This is a genomic window from Streptomyces sp. TLI_55 (assembly GCF_900206255.1).
In the GTDB taxonomy this organism is placed as follows: Bacteria; Actinomycetota; Actinomycetes; order Streptomycetales; family Streptomycetaceae; genus Streptomyces; species Streptomyces aquilus.
Map to the genome: position 1 here is coordinate 4,948,093 of NZ_OAOJ01000001.1, position 25,000 is coordinate 4,973,092.

Sequence of the window (25,000 nt, forward strand, 5' to 3'; positions counted from 1 at the left end):
CATCCCCACCCCGCCGGCGATCTACAGCACCATGCATGCCCTCCGCCAACTCGCCCGCTTCACCTGGCTCCAGGCCCGCTGCTGTGCCTTCGCCGTCGCCCTGTTCGCCGGCATGGCGGCGTCCACCCTGCTGCCGCCGTTGCCGGTCGCGCGCTACGACCTGCTGCTGACGTACGGCGTCCTGCTGACCGGCGTGGGGTTCCTGGTGGGCTGGGAGACGCGGCGTGAGGTGGCGGTCGTGGCGTTCTGCCATCTGCTCGGCCTCGCCTTCGAGATGGTGAAGGTGCACGTCGGCTCCTGGAGTTACCCCGAGCCGGGGGTCGCGAAGCTCGCCGGGGTGCCGCTGTACGGCGGGTTCATGTACGCGGCGGTCGGCAGTTACGTGTGCCGTGCCTGGCGGCTGCTGCGGCTGTCGCTGAGCGGCTACCGGCCCCGCGCCACCGCCGCGGTCGCCGTGCTGCTGTACGCCAACTTCCTCACCCACCACTGGATACCCGACCTGCGCTGGCCGCTCGCCGCGCTGCTGCTGGCGGCGACCGCGGGCACCTGGGTGCAGTACACGATCGGCTCCCGCCGGTACCGGATACCGCTGGCGTTGTCCTTCGCGCTGATCGGGTTCTTCCTGTGGCTGGCGGAGAACGTGGCGACGTATCTCGGCGCCTGGACCTATCCGGACCAGCTCGACGGCTGGCAGCCGGTCGCGATCGGGAAGTGGGTCTCCTGGGCGCTGCTGATCAGCGTCACCTTCGTCATCTGCGGCGCGCGCCGGCATACGGCGACGCCCCCTGCCGATTCCTCGGACAGGGGGCGTCGTACGGCCGTATCGGCCACGACCGTTACTTGACCGGCTCGGGCTCCGGCTCGTTCTCGGTCTCCGCGGCGTCCTCGGGGTCCACCGGCGTCTTGACCGACTCCAGCAGCAGCTGGGCGACGTCCACGACGGTGATCGACTCCTTGGCCTTGCCCTCGTTCTTCTTGCCGTTCACCGAGTCCGTGAGCATGACCAGGCAGAACGGGCAGGCGGTGGAGACGATGTCGGGGTTCAACGACAGCGCCTCATCAACACGCTCGTTGTTGATGCGCTTGCCGATCCGCTCCTCCATCCACATCCGCGCACCACCGGCGCCACAGCAGAAGCCGCGCTCCTTGTGGCGGTGCATCTCCTCGTTCCGCAGGCCCGGGACGTTGGCAATGATCTCGCGCGGGGGCGTGTAGATCTTGTTGTGGCGGCCCAGGTAGCAGGGGTCGTGGTAGGTGATGATGCCCTCGACCGGGGTGACCGGGGTCAGCTTGCCCTCGTCCACCAGGTGCTGGAGCAGCTGGGTGTGGTGGATGACCTCGTAGTCGCCGCCGAGCTGCGGGTACTCGTTGCCGATGGTGTTCAGGCAGTGCGGGCAGGTGGCGACGATCTTCTTCGAGGACTTCGGCTTCTTGGTGCTCTCGTCCTCGTCGTCCTCGCCGAACGCCATGTTCAGCGCGGCCACGTTCTCCATGCCGAGCTCCTGGAACAGGGGCTCGTTGCCGAGGCGGCGGGCGGAGTCGCCGGTGCACTTCTCGTCGCCGCCCATGATCGCGAACTTGACGCCCGCGATGTGGAGGAGTTCCGCGAAGGCCTTCGTCGTCTTCTTGGCGCGGTCCTCGAGGGCGCCGGCGCAGCCGACCCAGTACAGGTACTCGACCTCGGAGAGGTCCTCGATGTCCTTGCCGACGACCGGCACCTCGAAGTCGACTTCCTTCGTCCACTCCAGGCGCTGCTTCTTGGCCAGGCCCCAGGGGTTGCCCTTCTTCTCCAGGTTCTTGAGCATCGTGCCCGCCTCGGACGGGAACGCGGACTCGATCATCACCTGGTAGCGGCGCATGTCGACGATGTGGTCGACGTGCTCGATGTCGACCGGGCACTGCTCGACACAGGCACCGCAGGTGGTGCAGGACCACAGGACGTCCGGGTCGATGACGCCGTTCTCCTCCAGGGTGCCGATCAGCGGCCGCTCGGCCTCGGCCAGCGCCGCCGCGGGCACCGAAGCAAGCTGCTCCTCGGACGCCTTCTCCTCGCCCTCCATGGTCTTGCCGCCACCCGCGAGCAGGTAGGGCGCCTTGGCGTGGGCGTGGTCCCGCAGGGACATGATCAGGAGCTTGGGGGAGAGCGGCTTGCCGGTGTTCCAGGCGGGGCACTGCGACTGGCAGCGGCCGCACTCGGTGCAGGTGGAGAAGTCGAGCAGGCCCTTCCAGGAGAACTGCTCGACCTGGCTGACACCGAAGACGTCGTCGTCACCGGGGTCGGTGAAGTCGATCGGCTTGCCGCCGGAGGTCATCGGGAGCAGCGCGCCCAGCGAGGTGGCGCCGTCGGCGTTGCGCTTGAACCAGATGTTCGGGAAGCCGAGGAAGCGGTGCCAGGCCACACCCATGTCGGTCTTCAGGGAGACGACGATCATCCAGACGAAGGAGGTCACGATCTTCAGGCCGGCGAAGAAGTACGTGAGGTTCTGGAGGGTGGAGAGGTCCAGGTTCTCCAGCGCGTGGACGACCGGGTACGAGATCAGGAACGAGGCCTCGTAGCCGTCGACGTGGTGCTGGGCGCCTTCGAGCGCGTGCAGCATGAAGATGCAGACGCCGACGATCAGGATGACCGTCTCGACGAAGTACGCCTGGCCCGTGTTGGAGCCCGCGAACCGGGACTTGCGGCCCGCGCCGCCCGGCCGGTTCAGCTGCCGGATGACGATCAGCGTCAGGATGCCGACGACCGTCAGGGTGCCGATGACCTCGACGAAGAGGTTGTACGGCGCCCAGTCGCCGATGATCGGCAGCAGCCAGTCGGCCTGGAAGAGCTGGCCGGTGGCGTTCACGATGGTCAGCAGCAGCGTGTAGAAGCCGATCGCCACGAACCAGTGGGCGAAGCCCACGATGCCCCAGCGGTTCATCCGGGTGTGGCCGAGGAACTCCTTGACCACGGTGATGGTGCGCGTGACCGGGTCGTTGGTCCGGGTTCCGGCCGGGACCGGCTGGCCGAGCATCATGAAGCGGACGATCTGCAGGGTGGCTCGCCCGAACAGGGCGATGCCGACTGCCATGGTGACCATCGACACGATGATCGCGGCGAGTTGCATTTGGGGGCTCCTCGGGCCTGCGAGGGAGATTACTAAGCGGTAACTTATGCAGTCCGTCTGAGACTACCCGTATCTTCCATCGCACTGTAGCCAGCCGCGGAGTGATCTGGATCGCTGAGGGTTCCCTTAAGACGTGTGGCAATCCGAACGTGTTATTCGTATCAAATTGGTACATTCATCACTACTTTAAGACGCGTGCTCTATGGGATCGCCGCCGCCACGACCGCTCTGCTGCTGACCGCCGTCCTGGCGGCCGTACTCCGCGCGCCCGCCCTGCGCCTCGGTCTCGTCGACCGCCGCAGACAGCAGCGCAAGGTGCCGCTGTCCGGGGGTGTGGCCGTCGTCCTCGCGACCTGCGCCGTCGTCGCCACGGGGGAGTGGACGGAGGTCGCACCCCTGGGCGGCGGGGAACTTCTCGTCGCGGCCGGCGCCGTCGCCGCCCTCGGGCTCGCCGCCGACCTCTGGCGCGTCCGTGCGCGCGTGCTCTGCGTCGGTACGGCCGTGGCGGCGGCCTGTGTGGTGCCGTACGAGGAGACCGGCGTCGTCGGCGGGGTGCTCGCGGTGGGCTGGATCGTGTTCGTGGCCCTGGGGTTCCGGGCACTCGACCATGCCGACGGGCTCGCCGGGACCGTCGGGGTCGTCGCCGCCTTCGGTGTGGGCGCCTGTGCGGCGGCCGAGGTGATGGACGGGCTCGCGGTGCTGCTGAGCGTGCTGGCCGCCGCGCTGACCGGGTTCCTCATGCACAACTGGCCGCCCGCGCGCGTGGGGCTCGGTTCGAGTGGGGCGCTGTTCGCCGGGTTCGTGCTCGCGGCGGCGGGCGTGGTGGCGCGGACCGGGCACGAGGCGGTCTCCAGCGCGGGGGTGCTGTTCGCGCTCAACGCGGTCGCCGTCGCCGACGTCCTTCTGGTCGTCGTCTCCCGGCGGCTGGCCGGGCGGCGCGGGCCCGACCATCTCGGGCACCGGCTGCGCAGGCTCGGGCTGACCCCGCAGGGGACGGTGGTGCTGCTCGGGCTCGGGGCCTTCGCCGGGGTGCTCGTCGGGGTGCTGGAGCACCTCGGGTGGGTGGGCGGAACGGCGGCGCTGTGGGTGGCCTCGGGCGCCCTGGTCGTCGTACTCGCGCTGCTGCGGGTGAAGTCCTCCGGGACTCCTCGACCGGTATCTTCGCAGGTCAGGACGCAGTTGCGTGTAAGGAACGGATAAGAGTTGAGCCTCACAGACTCAGGTCTGTTGACCCATTCGCGGGCGTCATGCACACTTGAGTCCGTTCCACTCAAGTCAGCTGGAGGAATCAACCATGGCACGTGCGGTCGGCATCGACCTGGGCACGACTAACTCCGTCGTCAGCGTTCTCGAAGGCGGCGAGCCCACCGTCATCACCAACGCCGAGGGTGCCAGGACCACGCCGTCCGTCGTCGCCTTCGCGAAGAACGGCGAAGTGCTCGTCGGCGAGGTGGCCAAGCGCCAGGCGGTCACCAACGTGGACCGGACCATCCGGTCCGTGAAGCGCCACATGGGCACCGACTGGAAGATCGAGCTCGACGGGAAGCCCTTCAACCCGCAGCAGATCTCGGCGTTCATCCTCCAGAAGCTGAAGCGGGACGCCGAGGCCTACCTGGGCGAGAAGGTGACCGACGCAGTCATCACCGTCCCGGCGTACTTCAACGACTCGGAGCGTCAGGCGACGAAGGAAGCCGGTGAGATCGCCGGTCTCAACGTCCTTCGTATCGTCAACGAGCCGACCGCGGCCGCGCTCGCCTACGGCCTCGACAAGGACGACCAGACGATCCTCGTCTTCGACCTCGGTGGCGGCACCTTCGACGTGTCCCTCCTGGAGATCGGCGACGGCGTCGTCGAGGTGAAGGCCACCAACGGTGACAACCACCTCGGTGGTGACGACTGGGACCAGCGCGTCGTCGACTACCTGGTCCAGCAGTTCAAGTCGGGCCACGGCGTGGACCTCGCCAAGGACAAGATGGCGCTCCAGCGTCTGCGCGAGGCCGCCGAGAAGGCGAAGATCGAGCTGTCCTCGTCCACCGAGACCTCGATCAACCTGCCCTACATCACCGCCTCCGCCGAGGGCCCCCTGCACCTCGACGAGAAGCTCACCCGCGCCCAGTTCCAGCAGCTGACCGCGGACCTCCTGGAGCGCTGCAAGACGCCGTTCCACAACGTCATCAAGGACGCCGGCATCTCCATCAACGAGATCGACCACGTCGTCCTCGTCGGTGGCTCCACCCGCATGCCCGCCGTCGCCGAGCTCGTCAAGGAGCTCACCGGCGGCAAGGACGCCAACAAGGGCGTCAACCCGGACGAGGTCGTCGCCATCGGCGCGTCCCTCCAGGCCGGTGTCCTCAAGGGTGAGGTCAAGGACGTCCTGCTCCTCGACGTGACCCCGCTGTCCCTCGGCATCGAGACCAAGGGCGGCATCATGACCAAGCTCATCGAGCGCAACACCACGATCCCGACCAAGCGGTCCGAGATCTTCACCACGGCCGAGGACAACCAGCCGTCCGTGCAGATCCAGGTCTACCAGGGCGAGCGCGAGATCGCGGCGTACAACAAGAAGCTCGGGATGTTCGAGCTGACCGGTCTGCCGCCGGCGCCCCGCGGCGTCCCGCAGATCGAGGTGTCCTTCGACATCGACGCCAACGGAATCATGCACGTGACCGCCAAGGACCTGGGCACGGGCAAGGAGCAGAAGATGACTGTCACCGGCGGCTCCTCGCTGCCGAAGGACGAGGTCGACCGGATGCGCCAGGAGGCCGAGCAGTACGCGGACGAGGACCACCGCCGCCGCGAGGCCGCCGAGACCCGCAACCAGGGCGAGCAGCTCGTCTACCAGACGGAGAAGTTCCTCAAGGACAACGAGGACAAGGTCCCCGGCGAGGTCAAGACCGAGGTCGAGGCCGCCGTCGAGGAGCTGAAGACCGCGCTCAAGGGCGAGGACACCGCCGAGATCCGCACGGCCACCGAGAAGGTCGCCGCGGTCTCCCAGAAGGTCGGCCAGGCCATGTACGCCGACGCCAACGCCGCGCAGGCCGCGGGTGGCGCGGGCACCGAGGCCCCGAAGGCCGACGACGACGTCGTCGACGCCGAGATCGTCGACGAGGACCGTAAGGACGGTGCCGCGTGACGGAGGAGACCCCGGGCTTCGAGGAGAAGCCCGACGTCCCCTCCGGCGCGACCCCCGACGACGCCGAGCCGAAGACCGCCGCCTCGCCCGAGGGTGAGGGGGCGGCCCCGGCCGGGGACGCAAACGCACAGATCGCCGGCCTGACGGCCCAGCTGGACCAGGTCCGCAAGGCGCTCGAGGAGCGCACCACGGACCTCCAGCGGCTCCAGGCCGAGTTCCAGAACTACCGCCGCCGCGTGGAGCGGGACCGGATCACGGTCAAGGAGATCGCCATCGCGAACCTCCTGACCGAACTCCTGCCCGTGCTCGACGACATCGGCCGCGCCCGGGACCACGGCGAGTTCGTCGGCGGATTCAAGTCCGTCGGGGAGTCGCTGGAGACCGTCGCGGCGAAGATGGGTCTGCAGCAGTTCGGCAAGGAGGGCGAGCCCTTCGACCCGACGATCCACGAGGCCCTGATGCACAGTTACGCACCGGACGTCACCGAGACGACCTGCGTGGCGATCCTCCAGCCGGGGTATCGCATCGGCGAGCGCACCATCCGCCCCGCCCGGGTGGCCGTCGCCGAACCGCAGCCGGGTGCGCAGACGGTCAAGGCCGAGGACGCCGAGACCGAGGAGAAGGACAACAGCTCTGAAGAGGGCTGACGTCAACGGGACCGACCGAGAGGAGGGGCGTCGAGGATGAGCACCAAGGACTTCATCGAGAAGGACTACTACAAGGTCCTCGGCGTCCCCAAGGACGCCACCGAGGCCGAGATCAAGAAGGCGTACCGGAAGCTCGCCCGCGAGTTCCACCCGGACGCCAACAAGGGCAACACCAAGGCGGAGGAGCGCTTCAAGGAGATCTCCGAGGCGAACGACATCCTCGGCGACCCCAAGAAGCGCAAGGAGTACGACGAAGCCCGCGCGCTGTTCGGCAACGGCGGCTTCCGCGCCGGGCCGGGCGCGGGCGGCGGCTCCTTCAACTTCGATCTCGGTGACCTCTTCGGAGGCGGTGGCGGCCAGGGCGGCCAGGGTTCCGGCGGCTTCGGCGGCGGCATCGGCGACGTGTTCGGCGGCCTGTTCAACCGCGGCGGCACCGGGGGCACCCGGGTCCAGCCGCGACGCGGCCAGGACATCGACACCGAGGTCACGCTGAGCTTCACGGAGGCCATCGAAGGGGCCACGGTCCCGCTGCGGATGTCCTCGCAGTCCCCCTGCAAGGCGTGTTCCGGCACCGGCGACAAGAACGGCACCCCCCGCGTGTGCCCGACCTGCGTCGGCACCGGCCAGGTGGCCCGGGGCTCGGGCGGCGGCTTCTCGCTGACCGACCCCTGCCCCGACTGCAAGGGCCGCGGCCTCATCGCCGAGCACCCCTGCATGGAGTGCAAGGGCAGCGGCCGCGCCAAGTCCTCGCGCACGATGCAGGTCCGCATCCCCGCCGGGGTGACGGACAACCAGCGCATCCGCCTGCGCGGCAAGGGCGCGCCGGGCGAACGGGGCGGCCCCGCGGGCGACTTGTACGTCACCGTCCATGTCGACGCCCACCCGGTCTTCGGCCGCAAGGACGACAACCTCACGGTGACCGTCCCGGTGACGTTCGCGGAGGCGGCCCTCGGCGGCGAGGTCCGGGTCCCCACCCTGGGCGGCCCGCCCGTCACCCTCAAGCTGCCGCCCGGCACCCCCAACGGCCGCACCATGCGCGCCCGCGGCAAGGGCGCGGTCCGCAAGGACGGCACCCGCGGCGACCTCCTGGTCACCGTCGAGGTGAGTGTCCCCAAGGACGTGACGGGGAAGGCTCGTGAAGCGCTTGAGGCGTATCGCGAGGCAACCGCGGACGAGGATCCGCGGGCGGAGCTGTTCCAGGCCGCGAAGGGAGCATGAGAGTGATGGACGGCCGTCGACGCAACCCGTACGAACTGACCGAGGAGACCCCGGTCTACGTCATCTCGGTGGCGGCCCAACTCTCCGGCCTGCACCCGCAGACCCTTCGCCAGTACGACCGCCTCGGCCTGGTCTCCCCGGACCGCACCGCCGGGCGGGGCCGCCGCTACTCGGCCCGCGACATCGAACTGCTGCGCACCGTGCAGCAGTTGTCGCAGGACGAGGGCATCAACCTGGCCGGCATCAAGCGCATCATCGAGCTGGAGAACCAGGTCGCCGCGCTGCAGTCCCGGGTCGCGGAGATGGAGGCGGCACTGGAAGGCGCCGCCGCCGCGATGCGGCAGCGGGAAGCGGCGGTGCACGCGTCGTACCGGCGTGACCTGGTGCCGTACCAGGAGGTGCAGCAGACCAGCGCGCTGGTGGTCTGGCGGCCGAAGAAGGCCAAGGACTAGCCATACACACGAGAGCGGGGCCCGGAGGTTCGTCCTCCGGGCCCCGCTCCCGTATGTCACCGCCCGCTGAAGAACTCCAGCGAGGCGCCTTCGTACCCGACCCGGCCGTAGTGGTCGACGGCGTACACGGTCACCATGCAGGGCCCGTTGTAGGGCGCGACCCAGGAGATGGCCCCTGTGGTCGACAGCTGCGTGCCGCTGTCACCGCACGCCCCGGACATCTCCCAGGAGTACCCCTTCAGCTGCCGCCCCTCGTCGCCGGCGCCCGGCGCGGCGGTCACCTGGATCGCGGAACGCCCCGGTATCCCGTTCGTCACCAGCGTCAGCCGCGGAGCCTTCGGCCCGACCGCCGTCGCCTTGGTGACGCGCTCGGCGGAGATCTGCTCGGAGGGCAGCGACTCCAGCCCGTCCGCGCCCACGGTGGCGACGTAGTAGTACGCCTTGCCGGCCGGCGCGGTCCGGTCCTCCCACCCGGTGCCGTTGGTGGCGCCGATGGCCGTCCAGGCACCGGTGGGGCTGGTCCGGCGGTAGACGTGGTAGCCGCCGACCTCGTCGGGCGACGCCGTCCACGTGACCATCGTGAGGTCGTCGGCGGGCGGCTGCGTCGCCAGGCCGGTCGGCGCGGCGGCCGTCGAGGCCACGTCCCGGCTCGCGGACACTCCGTCCGAGTCGGGCGAGACGTTGGCCGCGGTGTCGACGGCCACTACGGAGAAGGCGTAGGGCACGCCCGCGTCGTCGGCCGGCACCGGGGCGTTGAACGAGGTCCCCACCACGAAGTCCGGCCCGTCCGGGTCCGGTTCGCCCTTGCGGTAGGTCCACACCTCGTAGTGGTCGATGTCCGTCGACACGGAGGCCTGCCAGGTCAGGGAGACCCCGGCCGTGGTGCCGTCCGCCGTGAGACCGGTGATCCCCTTGGGGGCGGTGTGGTCGATGGTGGTGACGCCCTGGTCGGTCGTACCGGTGGAGGTGTTGCCCGCCTTGTCGTAGGCGCGGACCTCGTAGTAGTACGTCTCGCCGGTCGCCCCGGGGAGGTCGGTGTACGACGTCGAGGTCGTCGTCGCGAGCGAGGTGCTGCCGAAGGAGGCGCCCTTGAGGCGGCGGTAGACCCGGTACCCGGCGAGGTCCATCTCCTTGTTCTTCGCCCAGGTGAGCTTGGCCTTGCCGGTGGCCTGGTCGTACGACACCGAAGCCCCGGTGGGGGCAAGGGGCTTGACCTTGTCGACGGTCGCGGAGGTGCGGGGCGTGTAGGCGAACTTGACCTTGGCGCTGCCGGTCCAGTTGGCGTAGTCGACGCGGAGGGTGTGCTTGCCGGACGGGATGGTGACGTTGACGGTCTTCGACACGGTGGTGGAGGTGTTCTTCCACAGGTCGACCTTGCGGGTGCCGTCGAGGTAGACGCGGATGCCGTCGAGCCCGGAGGCGGCGAGGGAGAAGGGCCCACCGGAGCCGAAGTCCCGCGTCACCGACCACCGCACACCGAAGTTGTCGGACGGCAGCCCGGAGGCGGGGGCGCCGCTCCAGCTCTGGTCGATGGCGTTGTCGCAGTCGGTCTTCTTCGGGGTGCCGGAGAAGGTGGTGTTGGCGAAGAACTGCCGCTTGAAGACGGGGGAGGTGCAGGTGGTGGCGGCGGAGGCGGGCGTGACGGTGAGCAGCGTGCCCGCCGTGGCCAGGACGACCGCGCTCGCGGCAGCGGCCGTCGTGAAGCGAGGGTGGTTCATCTAGTCGTATTCCTCGGGTTCTTCGGGGGCTCTCGGGCTCAGACGAGGTCCGGCCGGATCTGCCAGGGGTGGGCGGCGGCGGTCTCGGTGCCGTCGGACAGGACGCCGACGACCCGGTAGTAGGAGATCGAGCCGAGCGGCATCGCGGCGTCGGTGTAGGACTGGTAGAAGACGCCGTCCTTCGGGGCCACGGTGCCCAGCAGGTCGTAGGCCTGCGTCTCGGCGTTCCAGCGGCTGACGCGGTACGCGGTGACGTCCGCGCAGAAGGCGCCCTCGCAGTGCCACAGGACGTTCTTGCCCTGCTCGGGCATGGTCCAGCCCCCGCTGCCCCACAGCGCGCCGGAGTCGGCGCCGATGGGCTCGCCCGGGGTGATGGCCAGCTCGGTGGCGTCGACGACGGTCCAGGACGACACGTTGCCCCACTTGTCGACGGCGTAGACCGCGTAGGCGGCGTGCTCGCCGTCCGGGATGTCGATGCACAGGGCGGTCAGCGGGTCGGTGGTGCTCCGCGTGCAGGGGTCCGTGGCCTTGAACGAGCCGTCGGCCTGGCGCACGCCTCGCGCGGCCCAGTAGTGGTCGATGTCCTGGTCCGTGGACGCGTTCCAGCGCAGCAGCATGCCGTCGGCGCGGGGCGTCGCGGTCAGGCCGGTGACGGGCGCGGGCGGGACACGGTCGGCGGTCGTCACCGTGACGGGCGCGGACGGGGCGGACTCGTTGCCCCGCCCGTCGGTGAAGGTGACGGCGTAGGTGTACGTGGTGGCGTACGCCCAGGTGGGGTCGTCGCAGTCGAAGACGTAGACGCCGCCCGCGCTGTCGAGCGTGGTGAGGTAGTCGCAGTCGACGCGCTCGGCGTCGGCGCCGAGGGCGGTGCCCACGGAGCGGTACACGGTGAAGCGGCCGTAATTGTCCAGCTCGTCGCGGGTGTGCGCCTCGGGCGTCTGCCAACTCACGTGCACGTCACCGCGGTTGGTGACCACGTGCAGTCCGGACGGAGCGGGGGGTGCGGTCCGGTCGATGCCGTCGGAGGTGACCGGCGCCGAGTACGGGCCCGGGTTGCCCAGCGCGTCGAGGGAGCGCACGACATACGTGTGCAGGGTCTCGTCCTGACCCACGTAGTGCAGGTAGGAGGTGCCGGTGAGCGACTTCAGCAGGGTGTACGAGCCGGTCGCCGCGTCCTTCTCGAACACCTCGTACCCGACCGCCCCCGGCACGGTGTCCCAGCCCAGCACCATCCCGTCGAGATCCCCGTGCGCGCTGAGCCCGGTGGGCGCGGCGGGCCCCGTACGGTCCGGCGTCGTCACCCCCTGGTCGGCGGTGCCGCCGGAGACGTTGCCGGCCGTGTCGTAGGCGCGGACCTCGTAGTAGTAGGTCTCGCCGGTGGGGGGTGGGGTGTCGGTGTACGACGTCGAGGTCGTCGTCGCGAGCGGGGTGCTGCCGAAGGAGACGCCCTTGAGGCGGCGGTACACGCGGTAGCCCGCGAGGTCCATCTCCTTGTTCTTCGCCCAGGTGAGCTTCGCCTTGCCGGTCGCCGCGTCGTACGACACCGAGGTGCCCGTCGGCGTCAGAGGCTTGACCTTGTCGACGGTCGCGGAGGTGCGGGGCGTGTAGGCGAACTTGACCTTGGCGCTGCCGGTCCAGTTGGCGTAGTCGACGCGGAGCGTGTGGCTGCCGGACGGGATGGTGACGTTCACGGTCTTGGAGACGGTCGCCGACGTGTTCTTCCACAGGTCGATCTTGCGCACGCCGTCGACGTACACCCGTATCCCGTCCAGCCCCGACGCGCTCAACGCGAACGGGCCTCCCGAGCCGAAGTCCCGCGTCACCGACCACCGCACACCGAAGTCGTTCGACGGCAGCCCGGAGGCGGGGCCGCCGCTCCAGCTCTGGTCGATGGCGTTGTCGCAGTCGGTCTTCCTCGGGGTCCCGGAGAAGGTGGTGTTCGCGAAGAACTGCCGCTTGAAGACCGGCGAGGCGCAGGTCGTCGCGGCGGAGGCGGGGGCGGCGGTCGCGGTGAGGAGACCACCGGTCACGGCGAGCACGGCGGCGGACGTGATCGTCGTGCGTCTGGCTGGGTTCATTCGATCCTCTGAGCGGATGGGAAACGGTCGGCGCAAGCCGTCGTGATCACGACTCGTGAGGAATGGAGTTGGTTGTACGGATCTTTGCCTTCGCCCGGGCTCCGCTTGAATGAAGGGTCCGTAAAGGGTGTTTGGAGGGGGTTCCGCCATCTCTTCACATAAGAAGCGGAGCGTGGCGTTGCGCACTCGTTAAGTGGTTCCGCTTGACGCTGAGGGGCGTCGCCGCGTTGGCTTTTCAGTCATCTGGGTCGCAAAGCTGCGCCCGCGTCCGGAAGGCACCAGAAGTGAGCTCCCCAATGCGTCGTACCGCCATATGCATGGCCGTGTCCTCGATGGCCCTGTCGCTGACCGCCTGCGGGGCCCTGGGTGTGACGGGGGACAGTGCCGACGCGAGTCCGACCAAGGGCAACGACGTCACCGTCGGTGTGCTGATGCCGGAGACGACCAACACGCGCTACGAGGACTTCGACTACCCGATCATCCAGAAGAAGGTCGCGGAGCTCACCAAGAAGGAAGGCCGGACCGTCTACGCCAACGGCGAGGCGGATGCCAAGAAGCAGGCCGGCCAGATGCAGAAGATGATCGACGACAAGGTCGACGTCATCCTGCTGGACGCCGTGGACTCGCACGCCATCGCCCCCATGGTGAAGAAGGCCAAGTCCGCCGGCATCCCGGTCATCGCCTACGACCGGCTCGCCGAGGGCCCCATCGACGCGTACGTCTCCTTCGACAACGAACTCGTCGGCGAGGTGCAGGGCCGCACGCTCATCGAGTCGCTGGGCTCGGGCATCGACACCTCCGACAAGATCGTCATGCTCAACGGCTCGCCCTCCGACCCGAACGCCGGACAGTTCAAGGCGGGCGCGCTCTCCGAGATCACCGGCAAGGTGTCGATCGCCAAGACGTACGACGTCGACGGCTGGAAGCCGGCCATCGCGAAGAAGGACATGGCCGAAGCGATCTCGGCGATCGGCAAGGGCAACATCGCCGCCGTCTACTCCGCCAACGACGCCATGGCCGGCGCCGCCATCGAGGCGATGGAGGAGGCCGGCATGACCGACCTGCCGCCCATCACCGGCCAGGACGCCGAACTGGCCGCCGTGCAGCGGATCGTCAGCGGCGAGCAGTACATGAGCGTCTACAAGTCCTACCCGCTGGAGGCCGAGGCCGCCGCCGAGATGGCCGTGTCGAAGATCCAGGGCAAGGGCATCCTGTTCGACTCGCTCACCCAGGACCGCGTCGACAGCCCCACCGACAAGGACATCCCGGCCCAGCTGGTGTCGGTGTCCGCGCTGACGCAGTCCAACATCAAGAGCACGGTCGTCGCCGACGGCATCTACAGCGTGAAGCAGATCTGCACCGCGAAGTTCGCCGCCGCCTGTGCCCAGATCAAGTTGAAGTAGCCTCCGGCCCGGCGGGCGTCATCGGGATGAACACCCCGTTCGGCGCCCGTCCGATGGGCTTGGTGCTGGTGAAGCTGGTCGGGTCGTTGTCGCCGGACACCCGCAGGCCGGTGATCTTCGCGCCTTTCGGGACGTCGTACCAGAGCTCGACCTCCATGAGGGTGTGGCCGCCGAGCCGCACCTTCTCCGACTGGCGGCGCACCGCCATCGCGAAGGCGTCGGGACGGGAGCGGTCGCCGGTGACGCCCGCGACGCGCTGCCGCGCCGACTCGTAGGTGTGGTAGTTCGGGTCGTTGTTCTCCACCCGCAGCCGTGCGGCGCAGAACTGACCCTCGGGCGGGGCGTCCGCGTGGGAGCCCGTCACGCCCGTGATCCCGCAGTGCAGGGTCAGCAGGGTGAAGGTGAGGTGCCCGTCCTTGTGCGGCTTCGGGGCCGTGCTGCCGGGGTCGTCGCCGTCGTCGCCGCAGCCGGCGACGAGCAGCAGGGCGGTCAGGGACAGTGCCATGAGCCTGATCGGGCGCGCTGTCGGCATGACGGCGATTGTGCGCCCTCCGCCCCGGAAAGGGGAGGAGGGCGACACGAGTCGGTCCCGGGCGGTCAGGCCACCCGTGTGAACTCCACCGTCACCTCCGGCGGGCCGCCGGGCACGCCCCGGTAGATGCCCTTGTGCGGGGTCACGTCGTCGTAGTCCCGGCCGCGGCCGACCACGACGTGCGACTCGTCGGCGCGGGTGCGGTTCGTCGGGTCGTAGCCGCACCAGTCGCCGGCCCAGTACTCGATCCAGGCGTGGCTCTGTCCCGCGACCGGGCGGTGCAGCTCCGCGTCCCGCTCGGGGTGGAGGTAGCCGGAGACGTACCGGGTCGGCAGGCCCAGGCCGCGCAGCAGGGCGATGGTGACGTGGGCGATGTCCTGGCAGACGCCGGCGCCCTGTTCCCAGGCCTCGGCCGCGGAGGTGGTCACGCCCGTGGCGCCGGGGAGGTAGGTGACCCGGTCGGCGACCAGGGCGGAGACCGCGACGGCCGTCTCGTGCGGGTCGAGGCCGGCGGCGGCCTTCCGGGCCTTCTTGAGGAGCTTCGCGGGGACGGTCGTACGGGCGGTGGGGCCCGTGAACTCCAACAGGCGGGAACTCGCCGTACTTTCCGACAGTTCCGCCCAGCTCGGCGCCTCGGGCAGGGCGTCCGGCGGGGCCGTCTCCACCAGGCTGGAGGCCGTGATGGTGAGGTCGGCGTGCGGGTCGAGGAGGTCGAAGCCGGTGACCTGGGTGCCCCAGTAGTCCCAGTACGACCAGGTGGAGGTCGCCGGGCTGACGGTGACCCGGGAGTCCAGGGTGGTCTGGCCCGGCAGGGTCAGCGGGGTCATGCGGACCTCGTTGTGGGAGGAGGCCGCGGGCTGGGCGTACGACACCCGTGTGACGTGCTTGATCCTCAGGCGGCGCGCCATCTGCTCACGCCCCTTCCTGGGCCCAGATCACGGGCCCCTGGTACGGGAAGAACCGCTCCGCGACCGCCTCCGCCGAGGCCATGCAGGCCTGTTGCAGGTCGCCGAGGAGGGCGGGGAGCTGGTCCTGGAGGGCGGTCAGGTCGAGGTATTCGAGGCGGGTGCGCAGGCGTCCGATCGGGCGGCGGGCCGGGTCCTGGCGGGGGCGGCCGAGGGCGCTGAGGCACTCCTCGGCGGTGGTCAGGGCGTGCAGCGCGGAGCGCGGGAAGTCCCGGTCCAGCAACAGGAATTCGGCCACGCGCGCGTTGTCGCCGAAACCGCTGTGCACGCGCGCGTACGCCTCGTCGGCGCCGGACGCGCTCAGCAGCGTCGTCCAGTCCGGCGCGTGGGCGGCGTCGAGCACGCGTACCGACAGCAGTCGTACGGTCATGTCCACCCGTTCCAGGCTGCGCCCGAGGACCACGAAACGCCAGCTGTCGTCCCGGCTCATGGTGGAGTCGGCGAGCCCGAAGAACAGCGCGGCACGGGCCCGTACGAGCTCCAGATAGGCGTAGGGGCCGGTACGGCGGGCCGCGCGGCGCTGGTCGGCGAGGGCGTGCCAGGTGGAGTTGAGGCACTCCCACATCTCCGAGGAGACGGCCTCCCGGGCGCTGCGGGCGTTGAGCCGGGCGGCGCCGAGGGCGCCCTCGATGGAGCAGGTGGAGCGGGAGTCGAAGGCCAGCTGGTCGAGGACCTGCTGCATGTCGACGCGCTCGGCGCCCGCGTCGACGCCGAGGATCGCGTACAGCGAGCGGCAGGCCACGTCCTCGTCGCGCCAGGGGTCCTCCAGCATGCGGTGGAGGTAGGCGTCGAGGATGCGTCCGGTGGCATCGGCCCGTTCGACGTAGCGGCCGGTCCAGGTCAGTGCCTCGGCTATCCGGGAGAGGATCACGTCGCTCACTGCTGCTGCGCCCCTTCCTCCACGAAGGTGGGGTTGCCGTCGGGACCGTGCTGGCGGGGTGCGACCTCGGGGAGTCCCTCGGCGCTCGGCACCTCGTCGAGCGGCTCGGCGGGGCCCTCGGCGAGTACCCAGGTGTCCTTGGAGCCGCCGCCCTGACTGGAGTTGACGATCAGATTGCCCTCCTGGAGGGCGACGCGGGTGAGGCCGCCGGGCAGCACCCAGACATCGTTGCCGTCGTTGACGGCGAACGGCCTGAGGTCGATGTGGCGCGGTGCCATCCGTTCTCCGGCGAGGGTGGGGGAGGTGGACAGGGCGACGGGCCGCTGGGCGATGAAGCCGCGCGGGTCGGCGAGGACGGCTTTCCGGGTCTTGCGCAGGGTCTCGGCGTCGGCCTTGGGCCCGATGACGATGCCCTGCCCGCCCGCCCCGTCGACCGGCTTGATGACGAGCTGGTCGATCTGGTCGAGGACGGCGTCGAGCTGGCCCGGTTCGTCGGGGCGGAAGGACTCGACGTTGGGGAGAATCGGTTCTTCGCCGAGGTAGTAGCGGATGAGGTCGGGGACGTAGGTGTAGAGCAGCTTGTCGTCGGCGATGCCGTTGCCGACGGCGTTGGCGAGGGTGACGTTCCCGGCCATCGCGGCGCTCATGATGCCGGGGCAGCCGATGACCGAGTCGGGCCGGAAGTGCAGCGGGTCGAGGAAGTCGTCGTCGAGGCGCCGGTATACGACATGCACCGGCACCTCGCCGCGCGTGGTCCGCATCCACACCCGGTTGCCCCGGCACACCAGGTCGTGCCCCTCGACCAGCTGCACGCCCATCAGCCGTGCCAGCAGGGCGTGTTCGAAGTAGGCCGCGTTGCTGGGCCCGGGGGTGAGGACGACGACACGCGGGTCGTCGGCCCCGTCCGGAGCGGCTTTGCGCAGCGCGGCGAGCAGCTTCTGCGCGTACCCGTCCACCGGCACGACGTGCTGCTCGGCGAAGAGGGAGGGGAAGATCCGGGTCATGGCCCGCCGGTTCTCGATGACGTACGAGACACCGCTGGGCACCCGGACGTTGTCCTCCAGCACCCGGAAGTCACCGGCCTCGTCCCGGACCAGGTCGATGCCGGCGACGTGGATGCGCACCCCGCCGGGTGGTTCGACCCCGTGCGCCACCCGGTGGAAGTGGGGGGAGTTGAGGAGCAGCCGCCACGGCACGACACCGTCCTCGAAGGCCCGGCAGTGCCCGTAGGCGTCGCCGAGATAGGCCTCCAGGGCCCGCACCCGCTGGGCGACCCCCCGTTGTATGAGATCCCACTCCAGGGCGTCGAGGATCCTCGGCACGAGGTCCAGCGGCCAGGGCCGCTCCTCGCCCGCGAAGGCGTAGGTCACGCCCCGGTCGGTGAACGCCCGGGCCATCTGGTCGGCCCGGAAGCGCAGTTCACTCGGCTCGATCGGCTGAAGGGCCGCCAGCACCGGCTCATAGGCGGTCCTGACCTCACCCGGCCGCACAAACATCTCGTCCCACGCGTCGGCCAACGCGTACGCGTCAAATATGTCCGCCATGAGGGGACGTTAGATGCGGTGCGTAACACGGCGATCACCGGTGGATTTCCGGCAGCTCACGCGGAGAAACGGGTTCCGCCGGGTGTGCGCCGGGCGCGGAGGGGGACCATCAGCTTGTTGCAGTGCGGCGGCCGGAGGTCCGACGATAGCGGGGTAAATCAGTGGTTTCCCTCGGTCACACCGGGACGAGCCGTGTTGCGGAGCTGGTCTGGTCCGCGCATAGTTGCGGAGCCGTAGGGGTGTGTCCGTGCCACGAGCGCGCGCACGCCGGGCGCATGAGGCGGGAACCGGGGGTGGGCTGGGCGATGGCCGGGCACGCGGCGGACGAGCATCCACACGGTGCTGACCGACTGTGCGAGGCCGGGGATCGCGTGTATTCCCGGGCCGTACGGCGGGGCCGGGTGCCGCGCGAGGACGCGGAGCCGGTGCCGTGCCTGCTGGAGCTGGCCCTGCTGCACCCCGACCCCGACGACATGGACTGGCTGGTCCCCACCTCCCCGCAGGAGGTCATGACCCGGCTGCTGCGCGGGGTCTACGACGAGGTCAGCGCGAGTCAACGCCGGATGGGCTCGGCGGTGGCCGCGTTCGAGTGGTACGCGGGGCTGGACTCGCAGCTGGCGTCGTCGGCGATGGCGGACCGCTCCGCGATCCGGGTCCTGGACGGGCTGTCCCGTATCCAGGCGGCGATGGACGAGGCGACGCAGGCGTGCACGACGGAGGTGCTGACGGTCCAGCCCGGCGGCATCCGTCCCGAGCACGAACTGACCGAGGGCCTGCACCGGGCGCTGGCGCTGCGCGCCCGGGGCGTGCGCATGCGCGACCTGTACACGCACGTGGCCCGGCACGGCCAGGGCCTGCTCAACTACCTGGAACTGATGGGCGACACGGTCCAGGCCCGCACCCTCGACGAGGTCATCGACCGGCTGATCCTCTTCGACCGCACGGTGGCGTTCATCCCGGCGAACGCGGACCGCACGCTGGCGCTGGAGCTGCGGCACCCGGCGCTGGTGGGCTTCCTGGCGACGGTCTTCGAACGCCTGTGGCGGCTGGCGATCCCGCTGACCGCCCCGCTGCCCGACACCGGCATCGAGGGCATCTCCAACCGGGAGCAGTCCATCGCGGCACTGCTCGCGGAGGGCCACCAGGACGCGGTGATCGCGGAACGGCTCGGCATAAGCGTGCGCACCTGCCGGGCCCACATCGCCCGCCTGTCGGAGACGCTGGGCGCGGCGAGCCGCACGCAACTCGGGGTGCGTATCGCCCAGGTGGGGCTGGACGGCCCGCCGCGGCCTACGGACGGCGGGGCCGTGGCTGCCGGAGGCATGGGCGGCGCCGGGAGTGCCGGGGGTGCGCTCACGATTCCTGGTCAAGAATCCCGGAGCGTCCGATGAGGTAGCCGAGTTGGGCGCGGCTCTCGCTGCCCAGCGTCGCGGCGAGCTTGGCGATGTGCTCGCGGGCGGTGCGCACGTTGAGGCCGAGGCGGTCGGCTATGACGGCGTCGGTGTGGCCCTCGATGAGCAGGGCGGCTATGGCGCGTTGGCGCGGGGTGACGCCGTTGAGCGTGGGGGGTTGGACCGCCTCGGGGTACATGGGGGTGGCGAGGCGCCAGAGGCGGTCGAAGGTGGTGGCGAGGTAGGTGACCAGGGGAGGGTGGCGGATCTCGACGGCCACGGTCCGGTCGGCGTTGGCGGGGAGGAAGGCGACCTTGCGGTCGAGGACGATGAGCCGTTCGGGGACCTCGTCGAGGGTGCGGACCTCCACATCGCCGTCGAGGAGCTCGTAGTGGGCGAGGACGGCGGGATCGTGACGGGAGGTGTGCTGGTAGAGGGTTCTCATCCGGCCGCCTCGCGCGAGCAGCGGCCGCTCGTTGACCAGGGCGGTGGCCAGTGAGGGCAGCGGGCGCTTGCCGCCCGGCTGGATGGTCAGCGCCTCGTCGGTGGAACGCAGCAGCGCGTGCTTGATGGCGTCGTTGATCCGGGCGCGACCGCTCACGAGGGTGAAACCGCCGGAGTCCACGGCGTCGGGGTGCCGGTCGGCGAGGCCCAGCAGTGGCTCGAAGGCCTCGGCCAGCTGAGTCTCGGCCTGCCGCCGTAGGGCGATGTCCTCGGCGATGCCCCGCAGCAGACGCGACAGCGCCAATCCCGGAGGGACGGGTCGCAGCCACCGTGGGTCGTCGAGGTCGGGTCGGAGCAGGCCGGCGCGCAGCACACAGGGCACGGCGTCCGCTTGCTGCTCCGGGACACCTTCGTCCCGTAGGGCGCGTCCGTACAGTTCCAGACCTTCCGCGCACAGCTCCTCCGGGCCGTGCTCGGGGTGCGGCGAGGTCACGGCTCGGTGCCGTCGTGCTTGAGGATGCCGGACTCGGCGATGAGGAAGCCGAGCTGGGCCCGGCTGCCGCTGCCCAGCGCCGCGGCCAGCTTGGCGATGTGGGCCCGGCAGGTGCGGACGTTCATGCCCAGCCTGCGCGCGATGGCCTCGTCGACGTGGCCCTCCACCAGGAGCTTGGCGATGGAGTGCTGGATGTCGGTGATGCCGTCGGCGGCGGTCTCGTAGGGGGCGCCGGCGCTCAGCGGGACCGAGCGGCCCCACATGAACTCGAAGACCTTGATCAGGTAGCGGACGAGCCCGGGGTGCCGCAGCTCCAGGGCGACCTCGAGGTCGTCCCGGGTGGGGATGAAGGCGACGGTCTCGTCGCAGATGATGAGACGCTCGACCAGCTCGTCGATGGTGCGGTACTCCACCTTGCCCTTGGAGAGCTGATCCACGTAGGCCAGCTTTTCCGGGCTGTACCTGGCGGTGTGCTGGTAGAGGGTCCGGATGCGCACACCCCGCTCGATCAGCGTCTTGTCCCGCTCCAGCCCCTGAAGGAGACTGCGCTCGGTCCGGCGGGTGCTGGGCTGGACCGTGAGCATCTCGGTGTGGCACTGGTCCGCGGCCAGGTTGAGCGCGGCGTTGATCCGGTCCCGCCCCTCCAGCACCGTGATGGAGTGGGTCGCCGTCGTCGCCTGGGCACTGAGGGCCATGAACGGCTTGAAAGCGTCGGCGAGTTCGATCGACAGCTGTCTGCGTTCGCTGATCTCGTGCTCTATGGGGTTGAGCCGTTGCGCCAGGGCGATCGCCGGGGGCACGGGGCGCAGCCAGCTCGGATCGTCCGGGTCGGGATGGAGCAGGTCGAACTCCATCAGGCAGGGAGCGACCTCCACATCCGAGCGGGGTATGCGTCCGGTGCGCAGCGCGTTCGCGTAAAGCAGGCCCCCCTCCTCACACAACATGGTCATCGCGTGCGGATGTGTCCCTTTGGTCCCCTTTGTTGTCAAACCTCCACCCCCCAGGGTTATGAACGTGCAGGAACATGATGCATCGATTGTGTGGCCATGACGTGCCCGAATGAGCCATCGTCTTGGTTAACGGGGTGAAGAGGGGACCTTCAAGTGAGGACGAAGCCGACTATGCAGAAGAAATTGCTTCGCTCGGTGCTTGCCGCCGCTTTTTCCGCCGTTGTGGCTTTCGGGGCACTGGGTGCCTTCTCCGACACGAAGGGCGACGTTCGAGCGGACAGCGCCTGGCTGGTGCAGGCCGCGCCTGGCGACAGTGCGTGGAAGGCCCAGGACAGCGCTTGGGCTGTCGGGAGCTGACGTGACAACTCCCCCTGACGACCGCTCGTTCCGACGCGAGATGGCCACGGCCTATCGCTCCGGCTGGCACTTCATCGACTTGGTCACCGCGATCCCCCACTCCGGTGACTCACTGATGGTGACAGTCTTCGGTGAGCCGGTCGTCGTCACCCGCGACGACGACGAGGACGTTCGGGCGTACCGGTGTCTGCGGCGGCCTCGGGGGGCGCCGCAGCCTGTGCGGTGTGCCATTCGGTACGGAATGATCTTTGTGAACCTCGACCAACGAGACCATCGGCTGGTGGAACCGGAGTCCCCCACCCCACGGACCATCTCAGCCACCCCCCGCAGTGCCTGACGCGATTCCCCCGTCGTAACAGATCGCTCAGGCGCTTCCCCCCGCAGCGGCGTCACCGTGACCTGAACACGGTGACGCCGCTGCAGTTTTGGGGGACATTTCAGGGTATCCACCCTTTCTGGCCGTTGGCTGGAAATCGCCAGCGCTGCCCGCGGGCCGCCGCTCAGCCCCGCCCCAGTGCCCGCGTCAGTTCGATCTCGATCACCACCCGGGACGGATTCGGTGCCGGCGTGCGCTCGTAGCGCTCCGCGTACCGCCGCTCGGCCTCCGCCACCCGCTCGGGATCGGTCCGGACGTACGCCCGTCCCTCCAGCGTCGCCCAGCGCCGCCCGGCCACCTGGCACACCGCGACCAGGGCCCCGGAAGGCCCCGCCGCCCGTACGTGCCCCACCTTCGCGCTCGACTTGTTGGTGATGACCCGAGCGAGCCGCGCCTCCGGGTCGTATGTCACTCCGACCGGCACCACGTGCGGACTGCCGTCCGGGCGCAGGGTCGTCAGGGTGCACAGGTGCCGTTCCCGCCAGAAGCTGAGGTAGAGCGGGTCCGGTGCGCCGGGGTCCTGGGTGTACGTCGTCGCCATGCCCCGGAACTTAACCCCGGCAGAAGGGGAACCCGGTCCCCGACCCCTCCCGAGCCGCACCTTGAGTGGAATAGACTCAACTTTGTGTACGTTGACTGAGTCAGACTCAGGAGAGCCGTCGACATCGAGGAGGAGTACGGACACGTGGACGCCGAGCTGACCAACCGGAGCCGGGACGCGATCAACGCGGCCGAGAAGCGCGCCGCCGCCGAGGGGCACCCCGACCTGACCCCCGCCCACCTGCTCCTGGCTCTGCTCCAGGGGCAGGACAACGAGAACATCGTGGACCTGCTGGCCGCCGTCGAGGCCGACCTCGCCGCCGTCCGTGCCGGAGCCGAGAAGATCCTCGCCGGCCTGCCCAGCGTGACCGGCTCCACCGTCGCGCCCCCGCAGCCCAGCCGCGAACTGCTCGCCGTCGTGAACGACGCCGCGACCCGCGCCAAGGACCTCGGAGACGAGTACCTCTCCACCGAGCACCTCCTCATCGGCATCGCCGCCAAGGGCGGCCAGGCCGGGGACGTACTCTCCTCGCAGGGGGCCGACGCCAGGAAGTTGCAGGACGCCTTCCAGAAGGCGAGGGGAGGAAGAAGGGTGACCACCGCCGATCCCGAGGGCTCCTACAAGGCCCTGGAGAAGTTCGGTACCGACTTCACCGCCGCCGCGCGCGAGGGGAAGCTCGACCCCGTCATCGGACGGGACCAGGAGATCCGGCGCGTGGTGCAGGTGCTGTCCCGCCGTACCAAGAACAACCCCGTCCTCATCGGCGAGCCCGGCGTCGGCAAGACCGCCGTCGTCGAGGGGCTCGCCCAGCGGATCGTCAAGGGGGACGTGCCCGAGTCGCTGAAGAACAAGCGGCTCGTCGCGCTCGACCTCGGCGCGATGGTCGCCGGGGCCAAGTACCGCGGCGAGTTCGAGGAGCGGCTCAAGACCGTCCTCGCCGAGATCAAGGACTCCGACGGCCAGATCATCACCTTCATCGACGAGCTGCACACCGTCGTCGGGGCCGGCGCCGGCGGCGACTCCGCCATGGACGCGGGCAACATGCTCAAGCCCATGCTCGCGCGCGGCGAGCTGCGCATGGTCGGCGCCACGACCCTCGACGAGTACCGCGAGCGGATCGAGAAGGACCCGGCCCTGGAGCGCCGCTTCCAGCAGGTCCTGGTCGCCGAGCCGACCGTCGAGGACACCATCGCCATCCTGCGCGGACTGAAGGGGCGGTACGAGGCCCACCACAAGGTCCAGATCGCCGACAGCGCGCTGGTGGCCGCCGCCACCCTCTCCGACCGGTACATCACCTCCCGCTTCCTGCCCGACAAGGCCATCGACCTCGTCGACGAGTCCGCCTCCCGGCTCCGTATGGAGATCGACTCGTCCCCCGTCGAGATCGACGAACTCCAGCGCTCCGTCGACCGGTTGAAGATGGAGGAGCTGGCCCTGGAGAAGGAGACCGACCCGGCCTCCCGTGAACGCCTGGAGAAGCTGCGCCGCGACCTCGCCGACAAGGAGGAGGAGCTGCGGGGCCTCACCGCCCGCTGGGAGAAGGAGAAGCAGTCCCTCAACCGGGTGGGTGAACTGAAGGAAAAGCTCGACGACTTGCGCGGCCAGGCCGAACGCGCCCAGCGCGACGGCGACTTCGACACCGCCAGCAAGCTGCTGTACGGCGAGATCCCCACGCTGGAACGGGACTTGGAGGAAGCCTCGCAGGCCGAGGAAGAGGCCGCGAAGGGCACCATGGTCAAGGAGGAGGTCGGCTCCGACGACATCGCCGACGTCGTCGCCGCGTGGACCGGCATCCCGGCCGGGCGCCTCCTGGAGGGCGAGACCCAGAAACTCCTGCGCATGGAGGAGGAGTTGGGCCGCAGGCTGATCGGCCAGACGGAGGCGGTCCAGGCGGTCTCGGACGCCGTACGCCGCACCCGCGCCGGCATCGCCGACCCCGACCGCCCGACGGGCTCCTTCCTCTTCCTGGGCCCCACGGGCGTCGGCAAGACCGAACTCGCCAAGGCTCTGGCCGACTTCCTCTTCGACGACGAGCGGGCGATGGTCCGCATCGACATGTCGGAGTACGGCGAGAAGCACAGCGTCGCCCGCCTGGTCGGCGCGCCCCCCGGCTACGTCGGATACGAGGAGGGCGGCCAGCTGACGGAGGCGGTGCGCAGGAGGCCGTACAGCGTGGTGCTGCTGGACGAGGTGGAGAAGGCCCACCCGGAGGTCTTCGACGTCCTGCTCCAGGTGCTCGACGACGGCCGGCTCACCGACGGCCAGGGCCGCACGGTCGACTTCCGCAACACGATCCTGGTGCTGACCTCGAACCTGGGCAGCCAGTTCCTGGTCGACCCGCTCACCACCGAGCAGGAGAAGAAGGAGCAGGTCCTGGAGGTGGTCCGCACCGCCTTCAAGCCGGAGTTCCTCAACCGCCTGGACGACCTGGTCGTCTTCTCGGCCCTGACCAAGGACGAGCTGAGCCGTATCGCCCGCCTCCAGATCGACCGCCTGGCCAAGCGCCTCGCGGAGCGCCGCCTCACCCTGGAGGTCACCGACGAGGCCCTGGCCTGGCTCGCGACCGAGGGCATGGACCCGGCCTACGGCGCCCGCCCCCTGCGCCGCCTGGTCCAGACCGCCATCGGCGACCGCCTCGCCAAGGAGATCCTGTCCGGCGAGATCAAGGACGGCGACACGGTCCGGGTGGACACTTTCGGAGACGGCCTGATCGTGGGACCGGCGACGGGCAAGACGCTCTGACCTTGGGTACCCGGACCCCGGCGACCGGATCA

The 25,000-nt window shown here is 69.8% G+C and carries 20 protein-coding genes; 10 read left to right on the top strand and 10 right to left on the bottom strand.

What is annotated here, in order from left to right; all coding sequences use genetic code 11:
* Positions 1–31 precede the first annotated feature (31 nt).
* A complete protein-coding gene (locus CRP56_RS22725; RefSeq protein ID WP_097266776.1) occupies positions 32–844 on the top strand; it encodes a DUF817 domain-containing protein in 813 nt (270 codons plus the stop codon).
* On the opposite strand, the gene CRP56_RS22730 is transcribed toward CRP56_RS22725, so the two are convergent.
* Positions 837–3,104 (bottom strand): (Fe-S)-binding protein, encoded by a 2,268-nt coding sequence (locus CRP56_RS22730; RefSeq protein WP_097266779.1) that lies wholly within the window; start codon positions 3,102–3,104, stop codon positions 837–839. The two genes, CRP56_RS22725 and CRP56_RS22730, sit on opposite strands and share 8 nt — an antisense overlap.
* Positions 3,105–3,299: 195 nt before the next feature.
* Here CRP56_RS22730 and CRP56_RS22735 point away from each other — a divergent pair, with 195 nt between their 5' ends.
* From CRP56_RS22735 to CRP56_RS22755, 5 genes are all read left to right on the top strand, one after another.
* Complete coding sequence (locus CRP56_RS22735) at positions 3,300–4,304, top strand: MraY family glycosyltransferase (protein ID WP_097266782.1); 1,005 nt, start codon at positions 3,300–3,302, stop codon at positions 4,302–4,304.
* 94 nt (positions 4,305–4,398) lie between these two features.
* The gene (gene dnaK / locus CRP56_RS22740) at positions 4,399–6,237 is read left to right on the top strand and encodes a molecular chaperone DnaK (RefSeq protein WP_097266784.1); all 1,839 of its coding nucleotides are present in this window, start codon (positions 4,399–4,401) and stop codon (positions 6,235–6,237) included.
* Complete coding sequence (grpE, locus tag CRP56_RS22745; RefSeq protein WP_097266786.1) at positions 6,234–6,884, top strand: nucleotide exchange factor GrpE; 651 nt, start codon at positions 6,234–6,236, stop codon at positions 6,882–6,884. The genes dnaK and grpE overlap by 4 nt, the downstream gene beginning before the upstream one ends.
* 36 nt (positions 6,885–6,920) lie before the next feature.
* Positions 6,921–8,102 carry a molecular chaperone DnaJ gene (gene dnaJ, locus CRP56_RS22750; protein WP_079305953.1) on the top strand — a complete coding sequence of 394 codons (1,182 nt, stop codon included), beginning with the start codon at positions 6,921–6,923 and terminating at the stop codon, positions 8,100–8,102.
* Between the two features lie 5 nt (positions 8,103–8,107).
* The gene (locus tag CRP56_RS22755; protein ID WP_059194555.1) at positions 8,108–8,554 is read left to right on the top strand and encodes a heat shock protein transcriptional repressor HspR; all 447 of its coding nucleotides are present in this window, start codon (positions 8,108–8,110) and stop codon (positions 8,552–8,554) included.
* A gap of 56 nt (positions 8,555–8,610) precedes the next feature.
* Here CRP56_RS22755 and CRP56_RS22760 read toward each other — a convergent pair whose 3' ends face one another.
* Complete coding sequence (locus CRP56_RS22760; RefSeq protein WP_097266788.1) at positions 8,611–10,272, bottom strand: PA14 domain-containing protein; 1,662 nt, start codon at positions 10,270–10,272, stop codon at positions 8,611–8,613.
* A 38-nt stretch (positions 10,273–10,310) separates the two neighbouring features.
* The gene (locus tag CRP56_RS22765; protein ID WP_097266791.1) at positions 10,311–12,350 is read right to left on the bottom strand and encodes a PA14 domain-containing protein; all 2,040 of its coding nucleotides are present in this window, start codon (positions 12,348–12,350) and stop codon (positions 10,311–10,313) included.
* Positions 12,351–12,667: 317 nt separating this feature from the next.
* On the opposite strand from CRP56_RS22765, the gene CRP56_RS22770 reads away from it, so the two are divergent.
* Positions 12,668–13,753 carry a substrate-binding domain-containing protein gene (locus CRP56_RS22770; protein ID WP_257040894.1) on the top strand — a complete coding sequence of 362 codons (1,086 nt, stop codon included), beginning with the start codon at positions 12,668–12,670 and terminating at the stop codon, positions 13,751–13,753.
* Here the strand turns inward: CRP56_RS22770 and CRP56_RS22775 are convergent.
* From CRP56_RS22775 to CRP56_RS22790, 4 genes are all read right to left on the bottom strand, one after another.
* Positions 13,740–14,285: a DUF4352 domain-containing protein gene (locus CRP56_RS22775; RefSeq protein WP_097266795.1), complete on the bottom strand. Its 546-nt coding sequence runs from the start codon at positions 14,283–14,285 to the stop codon at positions 13,740–13,742. The genes CRP56_RS22770 and CRP56_RS22775 overlap by 14 nt on opposite strands.
* A gap of 65 nt (positions 14,286–14,350) precedes the next feature.
* A complete protein-coding gene (locus CRP56_RS22780) occupies positions 14,351–15,193 on the bottom strand; it encodes a transglutaminase family protein (RefSeq protein ID WP_097266797.1) in 843 nt (280 codons plus the stop codon).
* A 4-nt stretch (positions 15,194–15,197) separates the two neighbouring features.
* Complete coding sequence (locus CRP56_RS22785) at positions 15,198–16,130, bottom strand: alpha-E domain-containing protein (protein WP_097266799.1); 933 nt, start codon at positions 16,128–16,130, stop codon at positions 15,198–15,200.
* Complete coding sequence (locus CRP56_RS22790) at positions 16,127–17,674, bottom strand: circularly permuted type 2 ATP-grasp protein (protein WP_097266801.1); 1,548 nt, start codon at positions 17,672–17,674, stop codon at positions 16,127–16,129. Before CRP56_RS22790 ends, CRP56_RS22785 begins: the two co-directional genes overlap by 4 nt.
* Positions 17,675–17,979: 305 nt before the next feature.
* On the opposite strand from CRP56_RS22790, the gene CRP56_RS22795 reads away from it, so the two are divergent.
* Positions 17,980–19,065, top strand: coding sequence for a helix-turn-helix transcriptional regulator (locus CRP56_RS22795; protein WP_097274365.1), 1,086 nt, complete (start codon positions 17,980–17,982; stop codon positions 19,063–19,065).
* Here CRP56_RS22795 and CRP56_RS22800 read toward each other — a convergent pair.
* Positions 19,028–20,002: a helix-turn-helix domain-containing protein gene (locus CRP56_RS22800; protein WP_097266803.1), complete on the bottom strand. Its 975-nt coding sequence runs from the start codon at positions 20,000–20,002 to the stop codon at positions 19,028–19,030. The genes CRP56_RS22795 and CRP56_RS22800 overlap by 38 nt on opposite strands.
* Positions 19,999–20,952 (bottom strand): hypothetical protein, encoded by a 954-nt coding sequence (locus CRP56_RS22805; protein ID WP_059194147.1) that lies wholly within the window; start codon positions 20,950–20,952, stop codon positions 19,999–20,001. The genes CRP56_RS22800 and CRP56_RS22805 overlap by 4 nt, the downstream gene beginning before the upstream one ends.
* Before the next feature lie 358 nt (positions 20,953–21,310).
* On the opposite strand from CRP56_RS22805, the gene CRP56_RS22815 reads away from it, so the two are divergent.
* Positions 21,311–21,646 (top strand): hypothetical protein, encoded by a 336-nt coding sequence (locus tag CRP56_RS22815; RefSeq protein ID WP_059194145.1) that lies wholly within the window; start codon positions 21,311–21,313, stop codon positions 21,644–21,646.
* A gap of 163 nt (positions 21,647–21,809) precedes the next feature.
* Here CRP56_RS22815 and CRP56_RS22820 read toward each other — a convergent pair whose 3' ends face one another.
* Positions 21,810–22,226 carry a pyridoxamine 5'-phosphate oxidase family protein gene (locus CRP56_RS22820; RefSeq protein WP_097266805.1) on the bottom strand — a complete coding sequence of 139 codons (417 nt, stop codon included), beginning with the start codon at positions 22,224–22,226 and terminating at the stop codon, positions 21,810–21,812.
* A 144-nt stretch (positions 22,227–22,370) separates the two neighbouring features.
* Here CRP56_RS22820 and clpB point away from each other — a divergent pair, with 144 nt between their 5' ends.
* Entirely contained in the window at positions 22,371–24,968 is a 2,598-nt protein-coding gene (clpB, locus tag CRP56_RS22825; RefSeq protein WP_097266807.1) for an ATP-dependent chaperone ClpB, read from the top strand.
* Positions 24,969–25,000 lie beyond the last annotated feature (32 nt).

What these genes read in the sequence shown, in the direction of transcription:
- CRP56_RS22760 (WP_097266788.1), bottom strand. Translation starts at nt 10,272, where the DNA reads ATGAACCACCCTCGCTTCACGACGGCCGCTGCCGCGAGCGCGGTCGTC.
- dnaK (WP_097266784.1), top strand. Translation starts at nt 4,399, where the DNA reads ATGGCACGTGCGGTCGGCATCGACCTGGGCACGACTAACTCCGTCGTC.
- CRP56_RS22775 (WP_097266795.1), bottom strand. Translation starts at nt 14,285, where the DNA reads ATGCCGACAGCGCGCCCGATCAGGCTCATGGCACTGTCCCTGACCGCC.
- CRP56_RS22820 (WP_097266805.1), bottom strand. Translation starts at nt 22,226, where the DNA reads ATGGCGACGACGTACACCCAGGACCCCGGCGCACCGGACCCGCTCTAC.
- CRP56_RS22805 (WP_059194147.1), bottom strand. Translation starts at nt 20,952, where the DNA reads ATGACCATGTTGTGTGAGGAGGGGGGCCTGCTTTACGCGAACGCGCTG.
- CRP56_RS22725 (WP_097266776.1), top strand. Translation starts at nt 32, where the DNA reads ATGCATGCCCTCCGCCAACTCGCCCGCTTCACCTGGCTCCAGGCCCGC.
- CRP56_RS22780 (WP_097266797.1), bottom strand. Translation starts at nt 15,193, where the DNA reads ATGGCGCGCCGCCTGAGGATCAAGCACGTCACACGGGTGTCGTACGCC.
- CRP56_RS22755 (WP_059194555.1), top strand. Translation starts at nt 8,108, where the DNA reads ATGGACGGCCGTCGACGCAACCCGTACGAACTGACCGAGGAGACCCCG.
- CRP56_RS22770 (WP_257040894.1), top strand. Translation starts at nt 12,668, where the DNA reads ATGGCCGTGTCCTCGATGGCCCTGTCGCTGACCGCCTGCGGGGCCCTG.
- CRP56_RS22795 (WP_097274365.1), top strand. Translation starts at nt 17,980, where the DNA reads ATGGCCGGGCACGCGGCGGACGAGCATCCACACGGTGCTGACCGACTG.
- dnaJ (WP_079305953.1), top strand. Translation starts at nt 6,921, where the DNA reads ATGAGCACCAAGGACTTCATCGAGAAGGACTACTACAAGGTCCTCGGC.
- CRP56_RS22730 (WP_097266779.1), bottom strand. Translation starts at nt 3,104, where the DNA reads ATGCAACTCGCCGCGATCATCGTGTCGATGGTCACCATGGCAGTCGGC.
- CRP56_RS22765 (WP_097266791.1), bottom strand. Translation starts at nt 12,350, where the DNA reads ATGAACCCAGCCAGACGCACGACGATCACGTCCGCCGCCGTGCTCGCC.
- CRP56_RS22790 (WP_097266801.1), bottom strand. Translation starts at nt 17,674, where the DNA reads ATGGCGGACATATTTGACGCGTACGCGTTGGCCGACGCGTGGGACGAG.